19 protein-coding genes and 3 pseudogenes are annotated in these 19601 nt (G+C 64.9%); 12 read left to right on the top strand and 10 right to left on the bottom strand.

All coding sequences use genetic code 11. From position 1 onward, the window contains the following. Positions 1 to 149: 149 nt before the first annotated feature. The 10 genes and pseudogenes from BST14_RS17385 (at position 150) to BST14_RS17335 (ending at position 8820) form a co-directional block, all read left to right on the top strand. Positions 150 to 1068: pseudogene (locus tag BST14_RS17385) on the top strand (NADP-dependent oxidoreductase). Between the two features lie 9 nt (positions 1069 to 1077). Beyond that, on the top strand, positions 1078 to 1512 hold the full coding sequence (locus tag BST14_RS17380) for a cupin domain-containing protein (protein ID WP_083065624.1): 435 nt from the start codon (positions 1078 to 1080) through the stop codon (positions 1510 to 1512). Positions 1513 to 1569: 57 nt separating this feature from the next. Continuing rightward, entirely contained in the window at positions 1570 to 1959 is a 390-nt protein-coding gene (locus tag BST14_RS17375; RefSeq protein WP_083065622.1) for a RidA family protein, read from the top strand. Between the two features lie 186 nt (positions 1960 to 2145). Then, positions 2146 to 2340 carry a hypothetical protein gene (locus BST14_RS31055; RefSeq protein ID WP_245845463.1) on the top strand — a complete coding sequence of 65 codons (195 nt, stop codon included), beginning with the start codon at positions 2146 to 2148 and terminating at the stop codon, positions 2338 to 2340. Between the two features lie 123 nt (positions 2341 to 2463). Further along, positions 2464 to 2886 (top strand): MmpS family transport accessory protein, encoded by a 423-nt coding sequence (locus BST14_RS17365; protein ID WP_211280744.1) that lies wholly within the window; start codon positions 2464 to 2466, stop codon positions 2884 to 2886. Then, positions 2883 to 5816, top strand: coding sequence for an MMPL/RND family transporter (locus BST14_RS17360; RefSeq protein WP_083065619.1), 2934 nt, complete (start codon positions 2883 to 2885; stop codon positions 5814 to 5816). Before BST14_RS17365 ends, BST14_RS17360 begins: the two co-directional genes overlap by 4 nt. A gap of 486 nt (positions 5817 to 6302) precedes the next feature. Further along, positions 6303 to 7073: an SDR family NAD(P)-dependent oxidoreductase gene (locus BST14_RS17350; RefSeq protein ID WP_083065618.1), complete on the top strand. Its 771-nt coding sequence runs from the start codon at positions 6303 to 6305 to the stop codon at positions 7071 to 7073. 17 nt (positions 7074 to 7090) lie between these two features. Continuing rightward, positions 7091 to 7621 carry a cupin domain-containing protein gene (locus BST14_RS17345; protein WP_245845457.1) on the top strand — a complete coding sequence of 177 codons (531 nt, stop codon included), beginning with the start codon at positions 7091 to 7093 and terminating at the stop codon, positions 7619 to 7621. Positions 7622 to 7632: 11 nt separating this feature from the next. Next, positions 7633 to 8397, top strand: coding sequence for an SDR family oxidoreductase (locus BST14_RS17340; RefSeq protein WP_083065616.1), 765 nt, complete (start codon positions 7633 to 7635; stop codon positions 8395 to 8397). Positions 8398 to 8415: 18 nt separating this feature from the next. Next, positions 8416 to 8820, top strand: a complete 405-nt coding sequence (locus BST14_RS17335; protein WP_083065615.1) for a cupin domain-containing protein — start codon at positions 8416 to 8418, stop codon at positions 8818 to 8820. Between the two features lie 43 nt (positions 8821 to 8863). On the opposite strand, the gene BST14_RS17330 is transcribed toward BST14_RS17335, so the two are convergent. The 5 genes and pseudogenes from BST14_RS17330 to BST14_RS17315 all read right to left on the bottom strand — a co-directional run bounded on the left by BST14_RS17330 (position 8864) and on the right by BST14_RS17315 (position 13436). Continuing rightward, entirely contained in the window at positions 8864 to 9469 is a 606-nt protein-coding gene (locus tag BST14_RS17330) for an N-acetylmuramoyl-L-alanine amidase (RefSeq protein ID WP_281252810.1), read from the bottom strand. Between the two features lie 165 nt (positions 9470 to 9634). After that, positions 9635 to 10543, bottom strand: coding sequence for an N-acetylmuramic acid 6-phosphate etherase (gene murQ, locus BST14_RS32665; RefSeq protein WP_438502178.1), 909 nt, complete (start codon positions 10541 to 10543; stop codon positions 9635 to 9637). 84 nt (positions 10544 to 10627) lie between these two features. After that, positions 10628 to 11413 (bottom strand): annotated as a pseudogene (locus BST14_RS32660) (BadF/BadG/BcrA/BcrD ATPase family protein); the annotation flags it as partial. Continuing rightward, complete coding sequence (locus tag BST14_RS17320; RefSeq protein ID WP_083065626.1) at positions 11341 to 11709, bottom strand: VOC family protein; 369 nt, start codon at positions 11707 to 11709, stop codon at positions 11341 to 11343. The gene BST14_RS17320 and the pseudogene BST14_RS32660, both read right to left, overlap by 73 nt. 65 nt (positions 11710 to 11774) lie before the next feature. Beyond that, a complete protein-coding gene (locus BST14_RS17315) occupies positions 11775 to 13436 on the bottom strand; it encodes an FAD-dependent oxidoreductase (protein WP_083065625.1) in 1662 nt (553 codons plus the stop codon). Positions 13437 to 13664: 228 nt separating this feature from the next. Here BST14_RS17315 and BST14_RS17310 point away from each other — a divergent pair, with 228 nt between their 5' ends. Continuing rightward, complete coding sequence (locus BST14_RS17310) at positions 13665 to 14993, top strand: adenylate/guanylate cyclase domain-containing protein (protein WP_083065612.1); 1329 nt, start codon at positions 13665 to 13667, stop codon at positions 14991 to 14993. A gap of 407 nt (positions 14994 to 15400) precedes the next feature. After that, a complete protein-coding gene (locus BST14_RS17305; RefSeq protein ID WP_083065610.1) occupies positions 15401 to 16132 on the top strand; it encodes a class I SAM-dependent methyltransferase in 732 nt (243 codons plus the stop codon). Positions 16133 to 16138: 6 nt separating this feature from the next. Here the strand turns inward: BST14_RS17305 and BST14_RS17300 are convergent, their stop codons facing one another. The 5 genes and pseudogenes from BST14_RS17300 to BST14_RS17285 form a co-directional block, all read right to left on the bottom strand. Continuing rightward, a complete protein-coding gene (locus BST14_RS17300) occupies positions 16139 to 17302 on the bottom strand; it encodes a glycosyltransferase (protein ID WP_083065609.1) in 1164 nt (387 codons plus the stop codon). After that, entirely contained in the window at positions 17299 to 18270 is a 972-nt protein-coding gene (locus tag BST14_RS17295; RefSeq protein ID WP_083065607.1) for a UDP-glucuronic acid decarboxylase family protein, read from the bottom strand. The genes BST14_RS17300 and BST14_RS17295 overlap by 4 nt, the downstream gene beginning before the upstream one ends. A 124-nt stretch (positions 18271 to 18394) precedes the next feature. Then, entirely contained in the window at positions 18395 to 18832 is a 438-nt protein-coding gene (locus BST14_RS17290) for a nitroreductase family deazaflavin-dependent oxidoreductase (RefSeq protein ID WP_083065606.1), read from the bottom strand. A gap of 26 nt (positions 18833 to 18858) precedes the next feature. Continuing rightward, a complete protein-coding gene (locus BST14_RS30400) occupies positions 18859 to 19017 on the bottom strand; it encodes a hypothetical protein (protein WP_169926102.1) in 159 nt (52 codons plus the stop codon). 30 nt (positions 19018 to 19047) lie between these two features. Then, positions 19048 to 19476, bottom strand: a pseudogene (locus BST14_RS17285) (type 2 periplasmic-binding domain-containing protein); the annotation flags it as partial. Between the last annotated feature and the right edge of the window lie 125 nt (positions 19477 to 19601).

The raw sequence follows: 19601 nt of genomic DNA, 5'->3' as shown, positions 1-19601 counted from the left end.
CTCAACTACCGGCCTACCCCTACTCGCCACCGACCAAGTCTACAATTAATCAACCAACTTACGGCGCAGGACACTAGGTCTTGAGCTCGTCAGCGTACAACCGGACCCCGCGGCTGACCCCGCGAATCCCACATCAGCAAGGAGCTGTAATGCAAGCCATCACCGTTTCAGATCGTGACGCCGGTCGCCGGCCTGTCGCTGGCAGAACTGCCCCACCCCCAGCCGGCCGACAACGACGTCGTCGTGCGGGTGCACGCCGCGGGTTTCACACGCACGGAGCTTGAATGGCCGCACACCTGGACCGACCACGCCGGTCGTGATAGGACGCCAAGTGTGCCCGGCCACGAACTGTCGGGCGTTGTGGTTGAATTAGGCTACGGTGCAACCGGTTTGAGCATCGGTCAACGGGTGTTCGGGCTCACCGACTGGGCGCGCAACGGCTCGCTTGCGGAGTACACCGCCGTCGAGGCCCGCAATCTCGCGCCGCTACCGATCGACATCGACCACACTGTTGCCGCGGCGCTGCCCATCTCTGGATTGGCGGCCTGGCAGGGCTTGTTCGACCACGGTCGCCTCGCCGCTGGACAAACGGTTTTAATTCACGGCGCCGCGGGCGGCGTTGGGTCGCTCGCGGTCCAGCTCGCCCGCGAGGTCGGTGCGTGTGTCATAGGTACCGGCCGGACTGCAGATCGGGACAGCGCAAGTGAACTCGGCGTACACACCTTCCTCGACCTTGAGGCCGAAAAGCTGGAGGAGGCGGGCGAAGTCGACCTGGTGTTTGACGTGATCGGAGCAGACATTCTGGCCCGCTCGGCGGGTCTGGTGCGCGCCGGCGGAACGCTCGTCTCCATCGCCGAGCCGCCCAAGACCCTTCCGCGCGACGGGCGGGCGGTCTTCTTCGTTGTTGAGGCCGATCGCGCCCAACTGGCTGGCCTTGCCACGCGGGTCCGGGATGGACGGCTCAAGCCGGTGGTGAACGCAGTTCTTCCACTCACCGAAGCAGCTGCCGCATTCGCTCCCGAGACGCGCATGCCAGGCAAAACGATCTTGTGCGTAGCCGAAGGCTGAGCGATCACAATGGCTCTGAAATCGTTGCTCGCCGCACAGGTAGTCGCGGTGATGCTCGCGCCTGCGGTACACGTCGAGCCGGTGCCAGATACGTCGGATCAAAAGCCGGATGTGCGAACAGTTTTCAGTCAACCGACCAATGTTCCGGGCAAGTCACTTGAGGCAGTAACGGTCACGTATCCGCCCGGAGCTAAAAGCCGGGCTCATCACCACGCGAAATCGGCGTTCATCATGGCCTACGTGATTTCCGGGGCGATTCGCAGCCAAGTCGAGGGTGAGCCCGTCCGCGTCTATCAGGCCGGTGAGACGTGGAGTGAGGCTTCCGGCGCGCACCACTCCATTAGTGAGAACGTTAGTGCCACCGAACCCGCGAGACTACTCGCGGTCTTCCTGGTCAATACCGGCGACGGGCCCCTCACCACGGACGACGACGCCGAAATATGAATACCGGCATGGACTTCCAACTGGACGAAAACCGCACACCAGCAGAGACTCATCCAGATGACCACCATTGCCCCGATTTGCACCGGAGTGGCCGATCACATCGGACACTACGCCGACGCGATCACCGTATCCAGCGGTGGCACAACAATTTTCGTCTCCGGGACGCCCGGGGTGCGCGAAGACGGCACCCTGCCTGAGGACTTCACCGAGGAGGCGCGGCAGTGCTGGGCCAATGTCGAAAACGCGCTCGGCAAGGCCGGCGCCAAGCTCACCGACATTGTCTACATGCGCCGATGGGTGACCAGCCGGGACAATGCGTCGGCCTACCTGGCGGTGAGCAAAGAGTTCATCCGCCACCGACCCGGCGGCATGTTCAGCATCATCGACGGGCTCGTATGGCCCGACATCCGCGTGGAAGTCGAAGTCATCGCCATCCTGCCGGCATGAGTGATTACCCCGTCGTCGACTTGTCCATCGACGAACTGCTGACCACGACCCGCTCGGTGCGCAAGCGGCTCGAGTTGACCAAACCCGTTCCGGTCGGGCTGATCCGGGAATGTTTGGAGATCGCGGTGCAGGCACCGACGTCGGCTGACGTCGCGCGATCGCCGATGTGTCCGCCGCACATGGAAATTGATCGCCGCGTCCCCGTTCGCGGTCGCCGATCGGTTCAAGGAGAACCCCGCGCGCAATCGCGAGCAGCGCAAGGTGTCCGACAGCGCGGCGGATTTCGCCGAGCATCCATGTTCTCGGGGCCTGGGAACCACGTGGACGGGGGTGACGGTAATGGCCGACGCCGAGATGCGGGCGATCCTCGGCCTGGCGTGATGGACGTTGTCGGGCACACCCCGGGAATCAACTCGACCGCTATGGCGTTCGGCTAGCCGTGGCGCACACGAAGAGATGCCTTAATATCAGCCCGTCGGGCATTCCTAGTCGGGGGGCACGCTGTTGACGCTTCTCAAGCGCGTATGGGTTCCGCTCGTTGTGGTGGTGGCACTGATCATCGGCGGCGTCGCAGTGATCCGACTCAATGGCGTTTTCCCAGGACCCGGCCTGCCCAAGCCCGATCCCCGGGACGCCACCCCGCCATATGCGGCCAAGACCGCCATTTACGAAATCCTGGGACCGCCCGGGACGACCGGCGTCGTCAACTGGATGGATGCGGAGTCACTGCCGCAGAAGGCCAGCTTCACCACATTGCCGTGGTCGAAGACGATCGTCGCCGAGATGCCCGGCATCTTCGCCTATGTCGTCGCCCAGGGTGACAGTCCCTTCATCGGCTGCCGCATCACCGTCGACGGCAAGTTGGTCGATCAGCAACAGGCCAACAACCGCAACGCTCAGGTTTCCTGCTTGGACAAGTCCGCGTGAGCGAGGACACGAGCGACACCGACGAAATCCCCGTCGTCCCGCGCTACGAACTTGAGCGCAAGCCGCGGATTGCCCGCACCATCCGCATCCTGGCGCTTCCGATCATTGTGGCCTGGGTGCTGCTGGCCGTCGTTGTGAACGTCTTCGTCCCCCAGCTGGAGAAGGTTGCCGAGGAGGTCTCGGTGCCGCTCTCGCCGTCCGACGCGCCGTCGGTAACCGGGATGAAGCACATCGGGGAAAAATTCAAGGAGTACGACTCCGACAACCTCGTGCTCGTGACCCTGGTCGGTGACAAACCTCTCGGCGAGGACGCGCACCGGTATTACGACGATCTCGTTCGGAAGCTGAAGCAGGACTCACACGTCGAGCACGCGCTCAACTTCTGGGGGCAGCGATTCACGTCGTCGGGGGTCGAGAGTTACGACCACAAATCCGCGTATGTCCAGGTCAACTTGCGGGGTGACCAGGGCGGCGCCGTCGGCGACAAATCGGTTGCCGCAATCCGCAAGATCGTCGCCGACTCGAAGCCGCCGGCGGGCGTGCGGGCGTACGTCGCGGGCCAGGGAGCGCTGACCGCCGACACGATCGTGGTCGGCGACGCGAGCCTGGCCAAGATGACGATCATCACCATCATCATCATCGCGATCATGCTGATGTTCGTTTATCGATCCATCGGCACGGTGCTGTTGACGATGGTCATCTTGTTCGTCGGACTGGCAACCGGGCGAGGTGTGGTGGCGCTGTTGGGCGAGACCGGCATCATGGGGTTGTCGACGTTTGCCGTCAACCTGCTGACGGCGCTGGCCATCGCGGCGGGTACCGATTACGCGATCTTTATGGTCGGCCGCTACCAGGAGGGCCGCGAACGGGGGCTGGACCGCGAAGCCGCCTACTACGACACCTTCGCCGGTGTCACCAAGGTGGTGCTGGGCTCGGGTTTGACGATCGTCGGGGCGTTGGCCTGTTTGAAGTTCACGCGGCTGCCCTACTTCAGCTCGCTGGCGTTTCCGTGTGCGGTGGGTTTGTTGGTGGTGGTGGCCGCCGGGGTGACGCTGACGCCGGCGCTGATCGTGTTCGCCAGCGGCTTTGGCCTGTTCGACCCGAAGCGGGAGTTCAACTACACGCGGTGGCGCCGGTTAGCGACGGCCATCGTGCGGTGGCCGGCACCCATCCTCGCCACTTCCGTCATTCTGGCGATCGTCGGCGCCCTGGGCTTGATGGGCTTCACCCCGCGCTACAACGACCTCTATTACCTCCCGCAGAGCGCGTCCTCGGTGCAGGCGTACAACGCGGCCGATCAACACTTCACCCAGGCCCGGTTGAACCCGGACCTGCTGATGATCGAATCGGACCACGATCTGCGTAATCCCAGGGACATGCTGGTCCTGGACAAAGTTGCCGGCGCCATCTTCCGGGTACCCGGCATCGAACGAGTGCAGAGCATCACCAGGCCCCTGGGCCCGCCGATTCAGGACGGATCCGTCCCGTTCCAGCTGAGCGTGCAGAGCGCGCCGATACGCAGCAACCTGGACTACCTGAAGGCCCGTGTCGGCGACATCAAGAAGATCACCGGTTTCCTCGACACCCAGATCGCCCTGTTGGAGCGCCAGTACGCGGTGACTCAGAAGCTCGCGAACGCCGCCGACGACAGCTCGAAGACCACCGGGGAGACGGCGGCCATCACGGACGAGATCCGAGACCACATCGCGGATTTCGACGACTTCTGGAGACCGATCCGCAGTTACTTCTACTGGGAGAAGCACTGCTACGACATCCCGATCTGCTGGTCGTTACGAAGCCTGTTCGACGCCCTGGACGGGTTCGATCAACTGGCCGAAAAGTTCCACGCCCTCACCAGCGACCTCACGGACACGGCCAAGGCCACGCGCGAATTGCTGGCGATTATTCCCGAGAACATCGCCGTCTCGAAGTCGATCCGGGACACGACGCTGACCATCTACAGCTCGTTTGACAGTCTGATCGATCAGTTCGACCGGCTGACCGACACGAACGCCGTGATGGGCAAGTCGTTCAACGACTCTCAAGTCGAAAGCCTCTTCTACCTGCCGCCCGAGATCTTCCAGAACCCCGACTTTCAGCTGGGATTGAGCTTGATGGTGTCGCCGGACGGCAAGGCCGCTCGCTTCATCATCACGCACACAACGGATCCGGCGACAGTTAAGGGAATCGCGTCCGTCGACCAGGAGCGCCAGGCGGCCAAGGAGGCGCTGAAACTCACCTCGTTGGAGAATGCCGACATCTACCTCGGCGGCACCGCCGCAACGTTTTACGACATCGCCAACGGTGCCAAGTACGACCTGATGATCGCCGCGGTCGCGTCGATCGTGCTCATCTTCATCATCATGGTGATCGTCACCCGCGCCCTGGTCGCCGCGGGTGTCATCGTCGGCACGATCGTCATGTCGCTAGGGGCCGCTTTCGGTTTCTCGACACTGATCTGGCAGCACCTCGGAAATTTCCAGTTGCACTGGGTGGCAACCGAATTCGCGTTGATCGTGCTCCTGGCAGTGGGGTCCGACTACAACCTGATGCTGGTGTCCCGGATCGAGGAGGAGATCGGAGCCGGCCTGAAGACGGGGCTGATCCGCGGCATGGGTGTCACCGGTCCGGTGGTGACCGCCGCCGGCGTGGTTTTCGCCGTCACCATGGGCGCGATGATCACCAGCGATCTGCGAGCGATCGGCCAGTTCGGGACGACGATCGGCATCGGCCTGCTGTTCGACACTTTCGTCGTCCGCTCGCTGATCACGCCGTCGATCATGACGGTGATGGGCCGCTGGTTCTGGTGGCCGAAGCGGGTGCGGGTCCGCCCGGCCAGCGAGATGCTTCGGTCCGTCGGGCCGCGGCCGCTGGTTCGCGCATTGTTGTATCAGCCGCGGCACGCCGTCTCGCCGGATTCAAAGGCGTAGCATCCGCACGGCACGCGGCGATCGGTCTTTGTTTAGCGCCGCGCCGCCCTGAAGGCCTCGCGCTGACCCTTCTCCTTCGCATGGGCCGAGCAGCAATGCCCCATTTCGCAATGGAACCGGTCACTACAATCGTGCGAACAATAAATTGACGCGGCCGGAAGCCAGTCCGGGTCGGACAGGTCCCGCGGTCGCTCGTTCGGATCGAACGAGTGGCCGCAATGCACGCAGACCCTGGTCTTGGTCTTGACCATACCGCTCAGAATACGCGCCATTGCCCTGAATAGAAGCTGTTTTCGCATCGCGGGCGGACGCTCTATGCGCCGCCGGTTTGGCATCCCGGCGGCGCATTAGTCACCCGGGTGAATAGACGGTCAGGGTGATGACTTCTCACCCCGCCTGGCTGCAATCTCGGTACGACCAGGACCGCGCGGCATCGTCATCCCGTTTTGCTAGGCGGCCTAGCTAACGGCGGAAGGGAGCCCGAATATGCATTTTGAGGGCAAGAAGGTGGTTGTTGTCGGGGGCAGTGCCGGCATCGGCCGCCAGGTCGCAATCGACCTCGTCGGTCACGGCGGCAGCGCGGTTATCGTCGGGCGCTTGAAAGCGCGTGTCGACGACACCGTTGCTGATCTGACGAGCCGGCAGGGCGAAGCCTGGGGCATCGCCGCCGAGCTGACGAATCGCGCCACTATCGCCGATGTGCAGCGCGCGCTTTCCGAGCAACACGGCGATGCAACACTGTTGGTCAACTCGGCCGGAATCTTCGACCCCAAGCCGTTTCTCGAGTACGACGAGCAGTTCTACGACTCGTTCATGGAGCTCAACTATGCCCTCTTCTTCCTGACGCAGACCGTCGTTGAGGGCATGATCGCCCGCGGGGAGGGCGGCTCCATCGTCAACATCGGCAGCATGTGGGCACATCAGGCCATCGGTCGGACCCCATCGTGTGGGCACTCGATGCAAAAAGCCGGGCTGCATGCGCTCACCCACAACCTGGCCATCGAGCTTGCCGAGCATCAGATTCGGGTCAACGCGGTGGCACCGGCAGCCGTCAAGACCCCCGCTCTCGAGCGGTGGTTACCGGTGGACGAGATCGACGCCACGCTTGACACTTTCGCACCGCTTCATCCCTTGGGACGAGTCGGCGCCCCAGCCGACGTGGCCAACGCCGTCACCTATCTGCTCTCTGATGAGGCCAGCTGGGTCACCGGCGCGATTCTCAACGTCGACGGCGGCTTCATGGCCGGCCGCAACTGACCTGACGGAGGAGCGCGGTGACTCAGGACATCTTGCGGCCGGGCGGCCCGCCAGCTAAGTCCGTCGGGCGCACCGAAGGCAAGTCCGTGTTCCTTGGGACGGTCGGTGTCCGCCACATCGTCGATAAGGCTCAGGCGGAAGGACGCTTCTCCGTCCTCGAGCATCCGATGTCACCCCGAGCGCTCGCCTCAGCGCTGCATCGCCACCACAACGAAGATGAGTACGGCTGGATCATCGAGGGTCGGGTAGGCGCTTTGCTTGGCGACGAGGTGCTCTACGGCGGACCTGGCGATTTCATTTTCAAGCCACGGGGCCAATGGCATACCTTTTGGAACGCGGGCGATGAACCCGCGCGCATCCTTGAGATCATTTCCCCCGCAGGGTTTGAGCAGTTCTTCGACGAGCTTGCCGACCTCGGCGGTGTGGACCAGATATCGACGGATAACCTCGATGAACTCTGTGCGCGGTACGAACTGGAGATGGACGTCGACAGCATCCCCGAGTTGTGCAAGCGTTTTGGCTTGAAGTTCCCCGGCGAAATCGTTTGAAAGGGTTCGTCGTGAATATCGTAGTCATTGGCGGACGTGGGCTTATCGGCTCGAAAGTCGCGTCCAAACTCAGCGCCCAGGGGCACGACGTGATCGCCGCCTCACGCCGATCAGGTGTCGATTCACTCACCGGTGCGGGCCTCGCCGACGCCCTCGCCGCTGCTGAGGTCCTGATCGATGTCGCCGATTCACCATTGTTCGACGACGAGCCGGTGATGCACTTCTTCAGGACCACGACCGCGAATCTTCTTTCTGCTGAACAGGAAGCCGGGGTCAGACACCATGTCGCGTTGTCGGTTGTGGGGGCGCAATCGATGCCGGACAGCGGCTACAACACCGCGAAAGCAGCTCAGGAAAACCTGATCAAGGATTCGGGCCGGCCTTATTCGATCGTGCGAGCGACTCCGTTCTACGAATTCGCCGTTGCCCTAGCCGATTCCGCAACGGATGGAGACATTGTCAGGCTGCCACACGCGTTGTTCCGTCCCATTGCCGCCGACGATGTCGCCACGGCCGTGGCCCGCGCGGCCGTCGGTCGCCCCAGCAACGCAGTGATGGAGATCGCCGGACCTGAGGCGATGGGCATGGACGACTTTGTCCGCGTCGGCCTTGCCGCGGTGGGCGATCATCGTCGGGTCGTGACGGACGCACGGGCGCCGTACTTCGGTGCGGTGATCGACGATCACACCCTCGCGCCCGACGAGGACGCCACCATCTTCACTACTCGATATTCCGACTGGATCGACGCCCGCTCGGATCGCTCGTCCGCTTCGTAACCATAAGAGGGACAACGAATGTCGCAGAATATCACCGAATCGAACTCGACAATGACCGTGTTGCAGGAAGTACTGTCACCGGTGATTCCCGACGATGCCCATGTGATGACGGTTCTCATCAACCATCCACCGGGCGCCCCGGGTTACCCACCGCACCGCCTTCCTGGCGGTCCGGGGTTCGGTTACATGATCGGCGGTGAGATGTTGTTCGAGATCGAGGGTGAGCCGCCACGCGTCCTGCGCGCCGGAGACGCGTTCTGGGGACCGGGCGGCGACGTGATCCACTATCGGGACGCCAATAACCGCACCGACATTCCGTGCAGCTTCGTCCTTACCTTGTTGTGCGTGCCCGGGCAGCCGATGCTCGAGCAGGTCGCCGAGGAGGAGCTCGAGGCGCGAAAGGGCCTGCGCGTCACCAACTGACCAGCAGCCGATGAGCTCGACGATGTACGCCGGGGGGCGCCGGTCAGTTGCCGGCCTCGATGGACGCGACTCGTGCGGCCGCGTCGGGGCCGCAGAAGCGCTGGAGATCGACACCGCCCGCGCCGAGGAGGTCGTCGATGCGGCGCTTGAGGTCGCCCGAGGAAAGGTGGGCGTACAGGTTGTGACCCGGGCACGACGTTGGGGCCAGGTCGCGATGGCCCGCCAGGGTGTCGGCCGAGATGTGAAAGTTCTGGGCGGCCCATGCGAATGCGCGCGCTGCTCCCTGAAGCTGGGCCTCCGGCACAGCCTCCCGGTCGAAGTCTCCTTCGCAGAGGACCAGGAAATGACCGGTCGTGTCGTAGTCCGTCGCGGTGTCGCCCGCGATCTCGGTGCTCCGCAGTTCGTAGATGTTGCCATTGCGATCGACGCCGACGTGATAGGCGATGTCGATCCATCCGTGCTGATCCTGGTGGTATCGCTGATCCTGGCGGAGATGGTTTGGGGCGTTACGGTTTTCGCCGAGGGCGACGGCCTCGTGGTGCAGCGTCATCCGGGTGATGGTGTGGCGCCTTCCCCCGGAGCGGGCCGGTCGGGCGCCCCAGGCGTCCCGGCACAGCAAAAAGGCCGAGGACGTGGCGGTCAGGTGCACACTGGTTGTCAATGTCGGCGGCGGCGGCGGGCCGCCGAACCGGGACGCCGCCCCGACGCCGCCGGCGAGCGCTAGCAGCTGGCGGCGGCTGAGGGCTGGCGGGCCGCAGGCTGACTCACACACGATCCTCACGATACGGGCGTGCCGTCGGCCCGCGGGACTACTTCATTCAGATCTCAGGGCGTCCCGCACGCGCCCGCGCGCCCGGTCGAGCCGGGCGGCGGCCTCGGCCGCGTCGACGCCCGCGAGCAGGGCGACGATCGCGGTCTTGGCGTGACCGTCCGCGGCGGCGAGCGCGGTGGCCGCGGTCTGTTCGTCAACGCCGGCCGCGTCGCGGACGATCCGCACCGCGCGGCGACGCACCTTCGCATTCGTCGCGCGCACATCGACCATCCGCGGCCCGTAAGCCTTGCCGAGCGCGATCATCACGCTCGTCGAAAGCGCATTGAGCACCACCTTCTGCGCCGTCCCGGCGGCGAGCCGCGTCGAGCCGGCCAGCACCTCGGGCCCGGTCAGCAGCTCGATCACCAGGTCGGCGGACGCTTCGCTTCTCGGGTTGTTGACTATCGCGACGGTCAACGCACCCGCGGCGCGGGCGTGCTCGAGTGCCCCGATCACGTACGGCGTGCGGCCGGACGCCGTGATCCCGACGAGCGCGTCGGCGGCGGTCAGGTCCGCGAGATCGGCGGGATCGAACGCATCCTCCGCGCCCTCGATCGCCTCGGTCAAAGCCGTTGGCCCGCCGGCGATCACGCCGCGCACCAGGTCGGTGTCGAACGTCGGCCCGCACTCGGCCGCGTCGAGCACCCCGAGCCGACCGGGTGTCCCGGCACCGGCGTAGATCAGGCGGCCTCCGCGCTGCAGCCGCGCGGCGATCGCCTCTGCGGCCGCCGCAATCCGCGGCACCTCCGCGGCCACCGCGCCGTGTGCTTCGGCCTCGGCGGCGACGAGCAGCGCGACGATCTCGGCGATGGGCCGCGCGTCGAGGTCGTCAAGGTTGGGTCGCACCGCCTCGGTGGCGAGCGCATCGAGCCGGTGCGGGACAAGGACTTTCGTATCCGCCTGCGCGCGAATCAGATACGGCTCGTGGATCGCCGCAAGCCGCAGCGCTCCGTCGAGCGCGTCACCGGACGCGGGGATCAGGTCGAGCCGGGCGCGCAGCGCCTGGACTCCCGCCAGTCCGCCGACCATCGTCACCGGGCCATTCCCGGCCGCGCGGGCGGTCGCGGCCAGTGCCTCGGCGGCGGCGCCGACGATCTGCAGCGCCGCGGCGTCGTCCTCCGCCGCCAGGACATCGGGCGCGAACGACGCCACCGCGGCGGCGCAGGATAGCTGCGCGGGCCAGGTTTCCGGCGCGCCGAAGCGGGCGCGGGCGGCGTCGAGCAGTGTGGTGGACGGACCGCGCCCGTCGTGGGCGCGCAGCGCCGCGCGCAGCCCGGCGGCTCCGATCCATGCGCCGCCGCCCTCGTCGCCCAGCCAGGGCCCCCAACCATCGGCGGTGCGCAGCGCGCCGTTCGCGTCGATCGCCAGCGCCACCACGCCGGTGCCCACGAGCAGCACGACGCCCGCCTGTCCGTTCAGCGCTCCCGCGTGCGCGATCACGGCGTCGCTGGTCACCGTGACCCGGTGGGCTCGAAGCGAGTTCAGCAGCGCGTCGGCCAGCGCGCGCGCAGCGCCCGGCGCCGCCAGCGCACCGGCGGCGCCCACGATCGCCTCGTCGAACGGCCCGAGGTCGCGGGCGACGGTCAGGATGGCCACCTCCGCGGTCCGCACGCCGCCGGGCGCCGCGAGCCCCGGCGCGCCCGCGCCCCGGGCCCTCCGGCCGCCCGCCGCGGCCCGGCAGGACGTCTTACCGAGGTCGACGGCGAGAATCACCGCAACTTCTGCGCGAACTCGATGACGTTGCCGTCCGGGTCGGCGATGTGCAACGTCCGCTCGTGCCATGGTCGATCCACCGGGCCGCTGAGGATCGCGACACCGAGTTCGCGCAAGCGTTCCGCCTCCGCATCGACGTCGTCGATCAGGAAGCCGATCTCTCCGCAGGGCGGGTTGCCGCCTTCGCGACCGATGAGTTCCTGCAGCTTCGAACGCTCGAAAAGCGAGAACTTCGTGTTCTCCATTTCGAACTCGACGTAGCCGTCGCCCTCGATCCGCACCCGCAGCCCGATCACGTCGCGGTAAAACGCCACCGACGGGCGCAGCGACTCGACGTAGTGAATGACGTAGTCCACACGGCGCATGAAAGGCACGGTAGCGGTTTGCGCCACCAACGGCGCACAGGTGCGACCATGGATCGCCGAGCCGATTACACGCGGGCCAGCCGTGGCTGGCTGGGCAGCTGAAGATAGCGATTTACCAGGGCGATCGCTATGCCACCTTCGCCGACTGATGCTGCGACGCGCTTCACTGATCCCGAGCGAATATCGCCGATTGCGAAAATCCCGGGGGCGGTCGTTTCCAGACTGAACGGCTCACGATCGACGTTCCACTGGCCCGCTTGCATCGCGTCGATCCCTGTCAGTACGAATCCGTGCTCGTCGCGCGATATCTCCGGAGGCAGCCAATCGGTCGTCGCTTCGGCGCCGATGAGTACGAAGAGCACCCTTGCGGCTCGCCGCGAGCTGATGCCCGTCCTTCGATCGATCACCTCGATCGCCTCGAGTTCTTCGCCTCCGTACGCGGCGACGACCTCCGATCGCGTCTCCACATGGATGTTCGTTTTCGTTGCGATCTGCTCGATGAGGTAGTGAGACATGCTGTCGGCGAGCGATTCGCCCCGCACGAGGAGCGTGACCGATCGGGCGTGGTTGCTGAGAAAGACGGCGGCTTGGCCGGCCGAATTACCCGCCCCGATCACATACACATCGTTGCCCTGCGCCAGGCCCGCGTCGCTGCGCGCCGCGCCGTAGTAGACACCGGAGCCGACGAATCGATCGATCGAGTCGACCCAGAGTCGTCGCCACGCCACACCCGTCGCGAGCACGATCGACCTCGTTTGGAGAACGTCGCCTCCATCCAGCGTGACGGTCATACGGGCGGGGTCGATGTCTACCACCTGACGGGTCACCACGATCTCGGCACCCAACCGTTTTGCCTGCTGCAACGTCCGCGACGCGAGGTCGTCACCGGAGACACCGAACGGGAAGCCGGTGTAATTCTCGATCCGGGTTGAGGTGCCGGCTTGTCCGCCGGGGGCGAAGGATTCGATCAGTCCGGTCTGCAGACCCTCAGAGGCGCCGTTGACCGCCGCCGTCAGACCCGCCGGCCCGCCACCCACGATCACCAAGTCGTAATGCGTCCGGCTTGGCTCGACTTTCAGTCCAGCGGCCTTGGCAACCGCGCGCATCGTAGGCGTCGTCAGCCGCGTGCCGTCGCGAAACACCACCGTCGGATAGGCGGAGGGATTGACGCCTGCGCGTTCCAGCGCTGCGGGATCGTCGGGGCCCAGGCGTTCGAAAGGAATCTGGTTGCGATGGAGAAAGATGTCGCAGGCGTGCACTCCTGGGTCGACGCGCGGGCCGATTATGAATACCGCAGGCTCGCGCGAGTGCGCAGCGGCGCTTTTGAGCATCTCCATGCGCTGCAACGCAGCGGCACCGACCGTTTCGGAAATCTGGGGGGCCATGGCGGCGAGCGTGTGATACACCTCGACCGTCAGTTTCAGTACCCGCGACGGCTCGACGGCTCGCATGCTGGCGGGCAGCGGCGTACCGAGCGTCATCGGAATCTCGCATCCGACTTCGCCCGGCAGACGCTCGCCTATCACTCGCTCGACTCCGTTCACCACCTTCGTCAATTCGGCCTTACCTTCGACCACGATCGCCAGGGACCTTCCTTCGCCCTCGTGGCCTACGTACTCACCGGCGACCAGGTGGATGTCCTCCACGGCGTCGGCAAGATATTCCAGCTCTTTATCCCCTAGCGTCGAAAAGAGCGGAATAGCGGCCAGCTCGTCGATCGTGAACATGATTGCCTCCCAATCGCATTCGCGGGAAGCCACTGACTCGCGGGCGGCTTCGCGCACAGTGTCGAAGTTCCGATGCAGGAATCGTCCACCGCACACCGTTGGCGACGCATGAGGCATCCGCCCCAAAACCTGTGTCAGGCAGTAGGAGTATTGCCTTCCGTGCGCGGGCGTCATCAGCGGATCGTCCGGAGCCACCTGACGTGGCCCACGCAAGCGTAAGGTTCGACCATGAACGTCCCGCCGGACATCCACTACGCCAAAAGCGGCGGTTTGAACATCGCGTTCTCCGTGACCGGAGCAGGGCCCGACCTCGTCGTCGCGCCGGGCTTCATCACGCACCTGGACATCATGTGGGAGCAGCCGTCGGCCGTTCACTTCTACTCGCGGCTCGCGTCCTTCCGGCGCGTCGTGACCTTCGACAAGCGGGGAACCGGTCTGTCCGACCCGGTGATGCATGCTCCGACGTTGGAAGAGTCCGTCGATGACCTGAGCGCCGTGATGAATGCGGCCGGATGTGAACGTGCCGACCTCGTGGGCATTTCGGAGGGCGGCACGATGGCGATGCTGATGGCGGCCGGCCACCCCGACCGCGTGAATGCGCTTGTGCTGTATGGCTCGTTCTCCCGCCTGCTCCGAACGGCTGACTACCCGCTCGGCGTCACCGAGGAGCAGCTGTCGTCGCTGGTCGAGCTGAGTGCGAAGGGCTGGGGTGAGGGCATCGGATTGGGTGCATGGGCCCCGAGCCGGCGAAGCGACGCCGATTTCCGGCGGTGGTGGGCGCGGCTGCAGCGAACGGCCGCCAGCCCGGGCATGGTCCGCAACATCTTCGCGCTCTATCCGCAGCTGGACATCCGTGACGTGCTACCAGCGATCCAGGCGCCGACGCTCGTGGTGCACCGGCGCGACGACCGGATGGTGCGACGCGAGATGGGTCGCTACCTCGCCGACCGCATCCCCGGGGCCAGGTTCGTCGAGATCGACGGCGCCGACCATCTGTTCTTTACGGGCGACGGCAATGCCCTGCTCGACGAGGTCGAGGAGTTCCTTACTGGCGTGCGCCCTGCGCCGGCGGTCGAGCGCGTCCTGGCCACGGTGCTGTTCACCGACATCGTCGACTCGACGAAGCGGGCGGTCGAGCTTGGCGATCAGCGATGGAAGGAGCTGCTCGGCAGGCACGACGCGCAGGTCCGGCGCCAGCTCGAGCGCTTCGGTGGGCGTGAGGTCAATACGACGGGTGATGGCTTCCTCGCCCGCTTCGACGGACCCGCGCGCGCGATCCGATGCGCCGCGGCGATCCGCGATGTGCTGCGCAGCCTGGGTCTGGAGGTGCGGGCGGGCATCCACACGGGTGAGGTCGAGTTGCGCGACGACGACATCAGCGGCATCGCCGTCCACATCGCAGCGCGGGTGGCGGCCGCGGCGGGTGCGGGCGAGGTGCTGGTGTCGCGCATCGTCGTGGACCTGGTTGCCGGGTCGGGCCTCAGCTTCGCCGCTCGCGGCGAGCACGTCCTCAAGAATGTGACGGGGGCTTGGGCGCTGTTCGCCGTCGAGGGTTGACGCGATACGGCTTCCGCTTTAGGTTTCGGCCAGTCGATGTATTCGCGAATCCCAAATCCGTTGCGTCTCGCATCGACCGAGGGGTCGTGGATCTTTTGGAAGTTCCGTCCACCCCATTGAACGTGGCGACGACGGCGGCGCGCGCATCCCGTTCCAGGATTGGGATGGACACCCACTCGCGGGGTCGTGTGCACCAAATCCACCGCCTGAGCCGTTTTGTCGGAGCCGGCGAGCGCGATCGATGGTGGTTGTGGCTCGATGGCATCGTTGCGGGATCGCATCGGCGCGCGGTAGCGGCCGTGGCTCGGCGCAGAATTGGTACCGTTCAATCCACGGCCGCCAAATTGACTTCCGTAAAAATCGGCGGCCACAACCACAGTGGAGGAGTTCATGCGCAGGAGCGCGTCATGAGCGACGCCGCTTGGGCCCTCTATACCGAGCAGATGAACAACGTCGACGGTTGGTTCTTCGAAGCCGATGTCGAGCTCTTCAGCCAGCTGCTCGCGTGCCAGACGGCCGAGGGCATCAAGGGTGACATGTTGGAGATCGGCGCCTACCAGGGCAAATCCGCCATTTTGATGGGTTACGGCCTGCGTGACGATGAAGACTTGGTGATCTGCGATCTGTTCGGCGCCGTGATGGATCATGCCGACGTCGCGCAGGCCCCGCGCCAGGAGTACTCGGGCCTGGATCAGCAGCAGTTCCTAACCAACTGGGATCGGTTCCACACCCGCCGGCCGACGCTTGAGGTCTGCGAGTCATCGGCGCTTGATCTCGGAGAACGGGCACTACGCTTCGTCCACATCGACGGTTGTCACGCCTACCGGTGCGTCGCCAATGACATCAGGCTCGCCGTGACTCACACGGCCTCGCGGGGCGTGATCGTGATGGACGATTATCGAGGGGTGGAAACCCCCGGCGTGGCGGCGGCCGTCTGGCAGGCGGTCGGCAATGGCTTCGTGTTTCCCTTCGCGGCGACGTATATGAAGCTCTACGCGTGCACGTCGGCCGCCGATCAGAGTTACTGGTTGAAGCGGGTCCGGGATCGCGGCGACATCTGCGCCTTCCCCGACTTCGACTTCCCTTCATACCGTAGCGTTTCCGACATGCACATTCACCACTCGTCTGACGAGCTCTGACGGGGCCTAGCCCAGGGCTTGGCCGACCGCGGCTTCCAGGAGATCGGCGGCGGTGGCGGCGCTTTCGGCGGGTGTGGCCATCTGAGCGGCGACCTCAAGGGTTCGAGCGATGCAGTCCGGGGCGAGGATGGCCCGCAGATCGGCGAGCAGCGAACTCGGGGTGGTTGCGGAGAAGTGCCGTCCGATGCCGACGCCCAGCTGACCGACTGCGGCGGCCCACATCGGCTGATCGACCGAAACCGCAAGTGCCAACGTAGGTTTGCCGGCACGTATGCCCGCGAACGTGGTGCCCGGACCCCCGTGGTGGACGACCGCGCGGCAAGCGGGAAAGACGGCCGAGTGGTTCACCGTGCCCACCACCTTTATATGGTCGGATTGCGGGGTATCGGCCAGATCGCTTACGCCGCTGCAGATCAGCGCACGCTCACCCAAGTGAGCGCAGGCCCCGCTGATCATCTCGAGCAACCCGGCGTGAAACGCGACTCGCGCGCTGCTGCCAAAGCCGAAGTAAATGGGGGGCGTTCCCGCGGCGATCCATGACGCCACCTCGTCGTCGACGTCCGTCGTCAGCTCCAGCGTCAGCCCGCCGACAAAAGGCCGTCGGACACCCCATTTCGCCCACTTGTCTGCCAGCCCGGGGAAGAAGAGTTCGTCGTAGGCCTGTATCTCCAGCGGTTGTCGCGCCCCCGGTTCCTTCGGTAGGCCCAACGTCTGGCGCAGGGCTTCTTCGGCCTCTTTGGTGACCTGCGTACAGGTATCACGCCCGAGCGGGTAGATGTGCAGCGCCGCTTGCGGAATGTCATAGTATTCGGCGACATTGGCGGCCAACCCCTGCTGGCTCGCGTCGGTCAACAACAGGTCGGCCCCGTCCGCCAACGACGTGAGCGCCGTGCCCAGCTGCGGCCAGAGTCGTTTGAGATCCTCCGATATCACCCACGCCATAAAGACAGGGTTCGGCGTCTCTCCGTATTTCCGGGCGATATTCGCGTTCTGCTCAACCTGATCCGGGCCATGGGCAATCGCCGCGAGTCCCGCCGACTCGACGAAGCCAACGTAGTTGGGCGGCACCGCCATGATGACATCGTGACCTCGGCGCTGCAGCTCTCGACCGATGGTGGCACACGGCTCGACATCGCCCCGGGTTCCCAAGGTTGCCAGCACAATTCTCATCGCTGAACGCTTCCAGCGCAGCCTGGGCTGACGATGCCTCTGAAATAGTCGATCGTGCGTTCGACGCCTTCGTGGAACGAGATTCGTGGAACCCAGCCGAGGGCGGACTCGGCGAGGGCGATGTCCGGCCTGCGCTGCTTCGGATCGTCGGGCGGCAGTGGTTCAAAGACCGTCGCCGAGAACGATCCCGTCATCTCCTTGATGATGCTCGCGGTTTCGAGGACGGTGCGTTCGGCTGGGTTGCCGAGGTTGACCGGTCCGGTGAATGACGCATCGCTCGCCGCCATGTTGACGAGCCCTTCGACGAGATCGTCGACATAACAAAAGGAACGGGTTTGGCTGCCGTCCCCGAAAACGGTGATCGGTTCTCCGCGAAGCGCCGAGACGATGAACGACGAGATGATTCGGCCGTCTCCTGGATCCATCCTCGGACCGTAGGTATTGAAGATGCGGACGACCTTGATCGGCACGCGATAGCGACGCGCGTACTCGAGCATCAGCGTCTCCGCGACCCGCTTGCCTTCCTCGTAGCAGGCCCGTACGCCGAAACAGTTGGCGTTACCCCAGTAACTTTCGGCCTGCGGATGGATTGTCGGATCCCCGTAGACCTCGCTGGTGGAGGCCTGCAGGATCGTCGCTTCCCGCTCGCGCGCCAGTTCCAGCAGGTTCCTGGTCCCGACGTAGTTGGTCTCCAGGGTGGACAGCGGATCGCGCTGGTACGCGCGCGGCGAAGCGGGACAGGCCAGATTGAAGATAACGTCAAGTGGATCCGACACGACCGCGTCCACCGGCCGCGTGATGTCATGCTCGACGAAAGTGAAGCCTTGATCCCCGTCGAGCTGCGCGAGGTTCTCGCACCTGCCGGTGCAGAAGTTGTCGAGTCCGATGACTTCGATGCCGTCGCGGCGGAGACGATCGCACAGGTGGGATCCGAGGAAACCGGCGGCGCCCGCGACCAGGGCTCTCACTGCTTGTTCTCCTTAATTCCGGCCATCGAACACGTAGCTTGCCATGGCCGACTTGGCGTCCCGCACGACGCCGCTGAAACCGAGCGCACTCACACCGGCGGTTACTAATTCGGTCAGCTGAAGTTCAGCGATTTGGGGCCAAGACGACGATGGGAATCGGTCGCGACGTCTTCTTCTGGTATTCGCTGTACCGGTTTTGGTTGTTCTTGTTGACGATCTGCCATAGCCGCGGATAGTCAGGATCGCCGGACAGCACCGGTCGCGCGGTGACGCCGAAACGCCGTGGGCCGACGTTGATCTCGACGTCGGGATTGGCTTTCAGGTTGTGGTACCAGCCGGGGGACTCGGGTGCACCGCCCTTGGAGGCGACCACCAGATAGTTGTCCCCGTCGCGCGCGTAGGTCAGCGACGTCGTGCGGTGTTGGCCGGTCTTCGCGCCGACGGTATGCAGCAGCAGACTTGGTATCCACAGCGTGCGATGACCGATCCATCCGTTCGTCTTGCGATAGACGGTGTCGTGCACCCGCAGCACCTGCGGGAGCAACTTTTCTGCCAGGCTCATAGCTACCAGTCTCCCCTTTTTTGGGCTTAGTGGTGATGTGGCGGCCGCTCGTCGCGCAGCCGGCGCTCGTCCCGCGCCTCGCGCGTCTGCTCCTCGTCGGCGTACCGTTCCACGTCCTCGGGCGTGACCTGCACCCGCTTCGGGTTCGGCGCGGTCGGCGGTGGATGCGAAGGTTCACTGGGCATGAGGCGATTATCTCTCAATTCGGGCGAACGCTAGGACTGCGCTCTGGCGATGTTCTCGACGATGATCTGGCAGGCCGTGTCGTAGAAGGCGCTGATCAGGGTTGAGAAGGACAGCTCGAAGGGATAGATCATGTGCACTGCCAGCGGCTCGACCGTCCAGTCGGGCAGGACCGGCACGATGGTTCCCTGTTTCAGTTCTTCCGTGCGGAGGGGTGCCAGCTCGAATCGTCGGTCGAGCTTTGTCACCGCCAACTTCTGGGGACCGCAGAAGCCGAAGTCGATGAACGGTAGCGTGTTCAATTGCAACGGATCGGTGAACGGCTCCGGCAGCGTGTTCACGAATCCCGTTGAGGCACATAGCAACAGGTTCAGGTCAAACAGTTTTCGCGCGATCAGCGTCGAATCCTGCAGCGGTCCCGGGCCGAACACGACGTCGAAACCGTCTTCGATGGGGTCGACCGGTGATGCCCGCGGAGCAGCGCCTCGACCCGGCCGGGAAACCCGAGGCTACCAAGGAAGCATTGCGGGAATTGGCCGCGGCGGCACCACCACCCTTTCGGCCCACTTCATTCACCATTCGTTGC

The organism is Mycobacterium arosiense ATCC BAA-1401 = DSM 45069, from assembly GCF_002086125.1.
Taxonomy (GTDB): Bacteria; Actinomycetota; Actinomycetes; order Mycobacteriales; family Mycobacteriaceae; genus Mycobacterium; species Mycobacterium arosiense.
Note: the sequence above shows the minus strand (reverse complement) of the source record. Positions and strands in the feature narration are given on the sequence as shown.

Excerpts from the sequence above, each read along its gene's own strand:
- BST14_RS17380 (WP_083065624.1), top strand. The coding sequence starts at position 1,078 with ATGGCTCTGAAATCGTTGCTCGCCGCACAGGTAGTCGCGGTGATGCTC.
- BST14_RS17375 (WP_083065622.1), top strand. The coding sequence starts at position 1,570 with ATGACCACCATTGCCCCGATTTGCACCGGAGTGGCCGATCACATCGGA.
- BST14_RS17350 (WP_083065618.1), top strand. The coding sequence starts at position 6,303 with ATGCATTTTGAGGGCAAGAAGGTGGTTGTTGTCGGGGGCAGTGCCGGC.
- BST14_RS17335 (WP_083065615.1), top strand. The coding sequence starts at position 8,416 with ATGTCGCAGAATATCACCGAATCGAACTCGACAATGACCGTGTTGCAG.
- BST14_RS17320 (WP_083065626.1), bottom strand. The coding sequence starts at position 11,709 with ATGCGCCGTGTGGACTACGTCATTCACTACGTCGAGTCGCTGCGCCCG.
- BST14_RS17315 (WP_083065625.1), bottom strand. The coding sequence starts at position 13,436 with ATGTTCACGATCGACGAGCTGGCCGCTATTCCGCTCTTTTCGACGCTA.
- BST14_RS17310 (WP_083065612.1), top strand. The coding sequence starts at position 13,665 with ATGAACGTCCCGCCGGACATCCACTACGCCAAAAGCGGCGGTTTGAAC.
- BST14_RS17305 (WP_083065610.1), top strand. The coding sequence starts at position 15,401 with ATGAGCGACGCCGCTTGGGCCCTCTATACCGAGCAGATGAACAACGTC.
- BST14_RS17300 (WP_083065609.1), bottom strand. The coding sequence starts at position 17,302 with ATGAGAATTGTGCTGGCAACCTTGGGAACCCGGGGCGATGTCGAGCCG.
- BST14_RS17290 (WP_083065606.1), bottom strand. The coding sequence starts at position 18,832 with ATGAGCCTGGCAGAAAAGTTGCTCCCGCAGGTGCTGCGGGTGCACGAC.
- BST14_RS30400 (WP_169926102.1), bottom strand. The coding sequence starts at position 19,017 with ATGCCCAGTGAACCTTCGCATCCACCGCCGACCGCGCCGAACCCGAAG.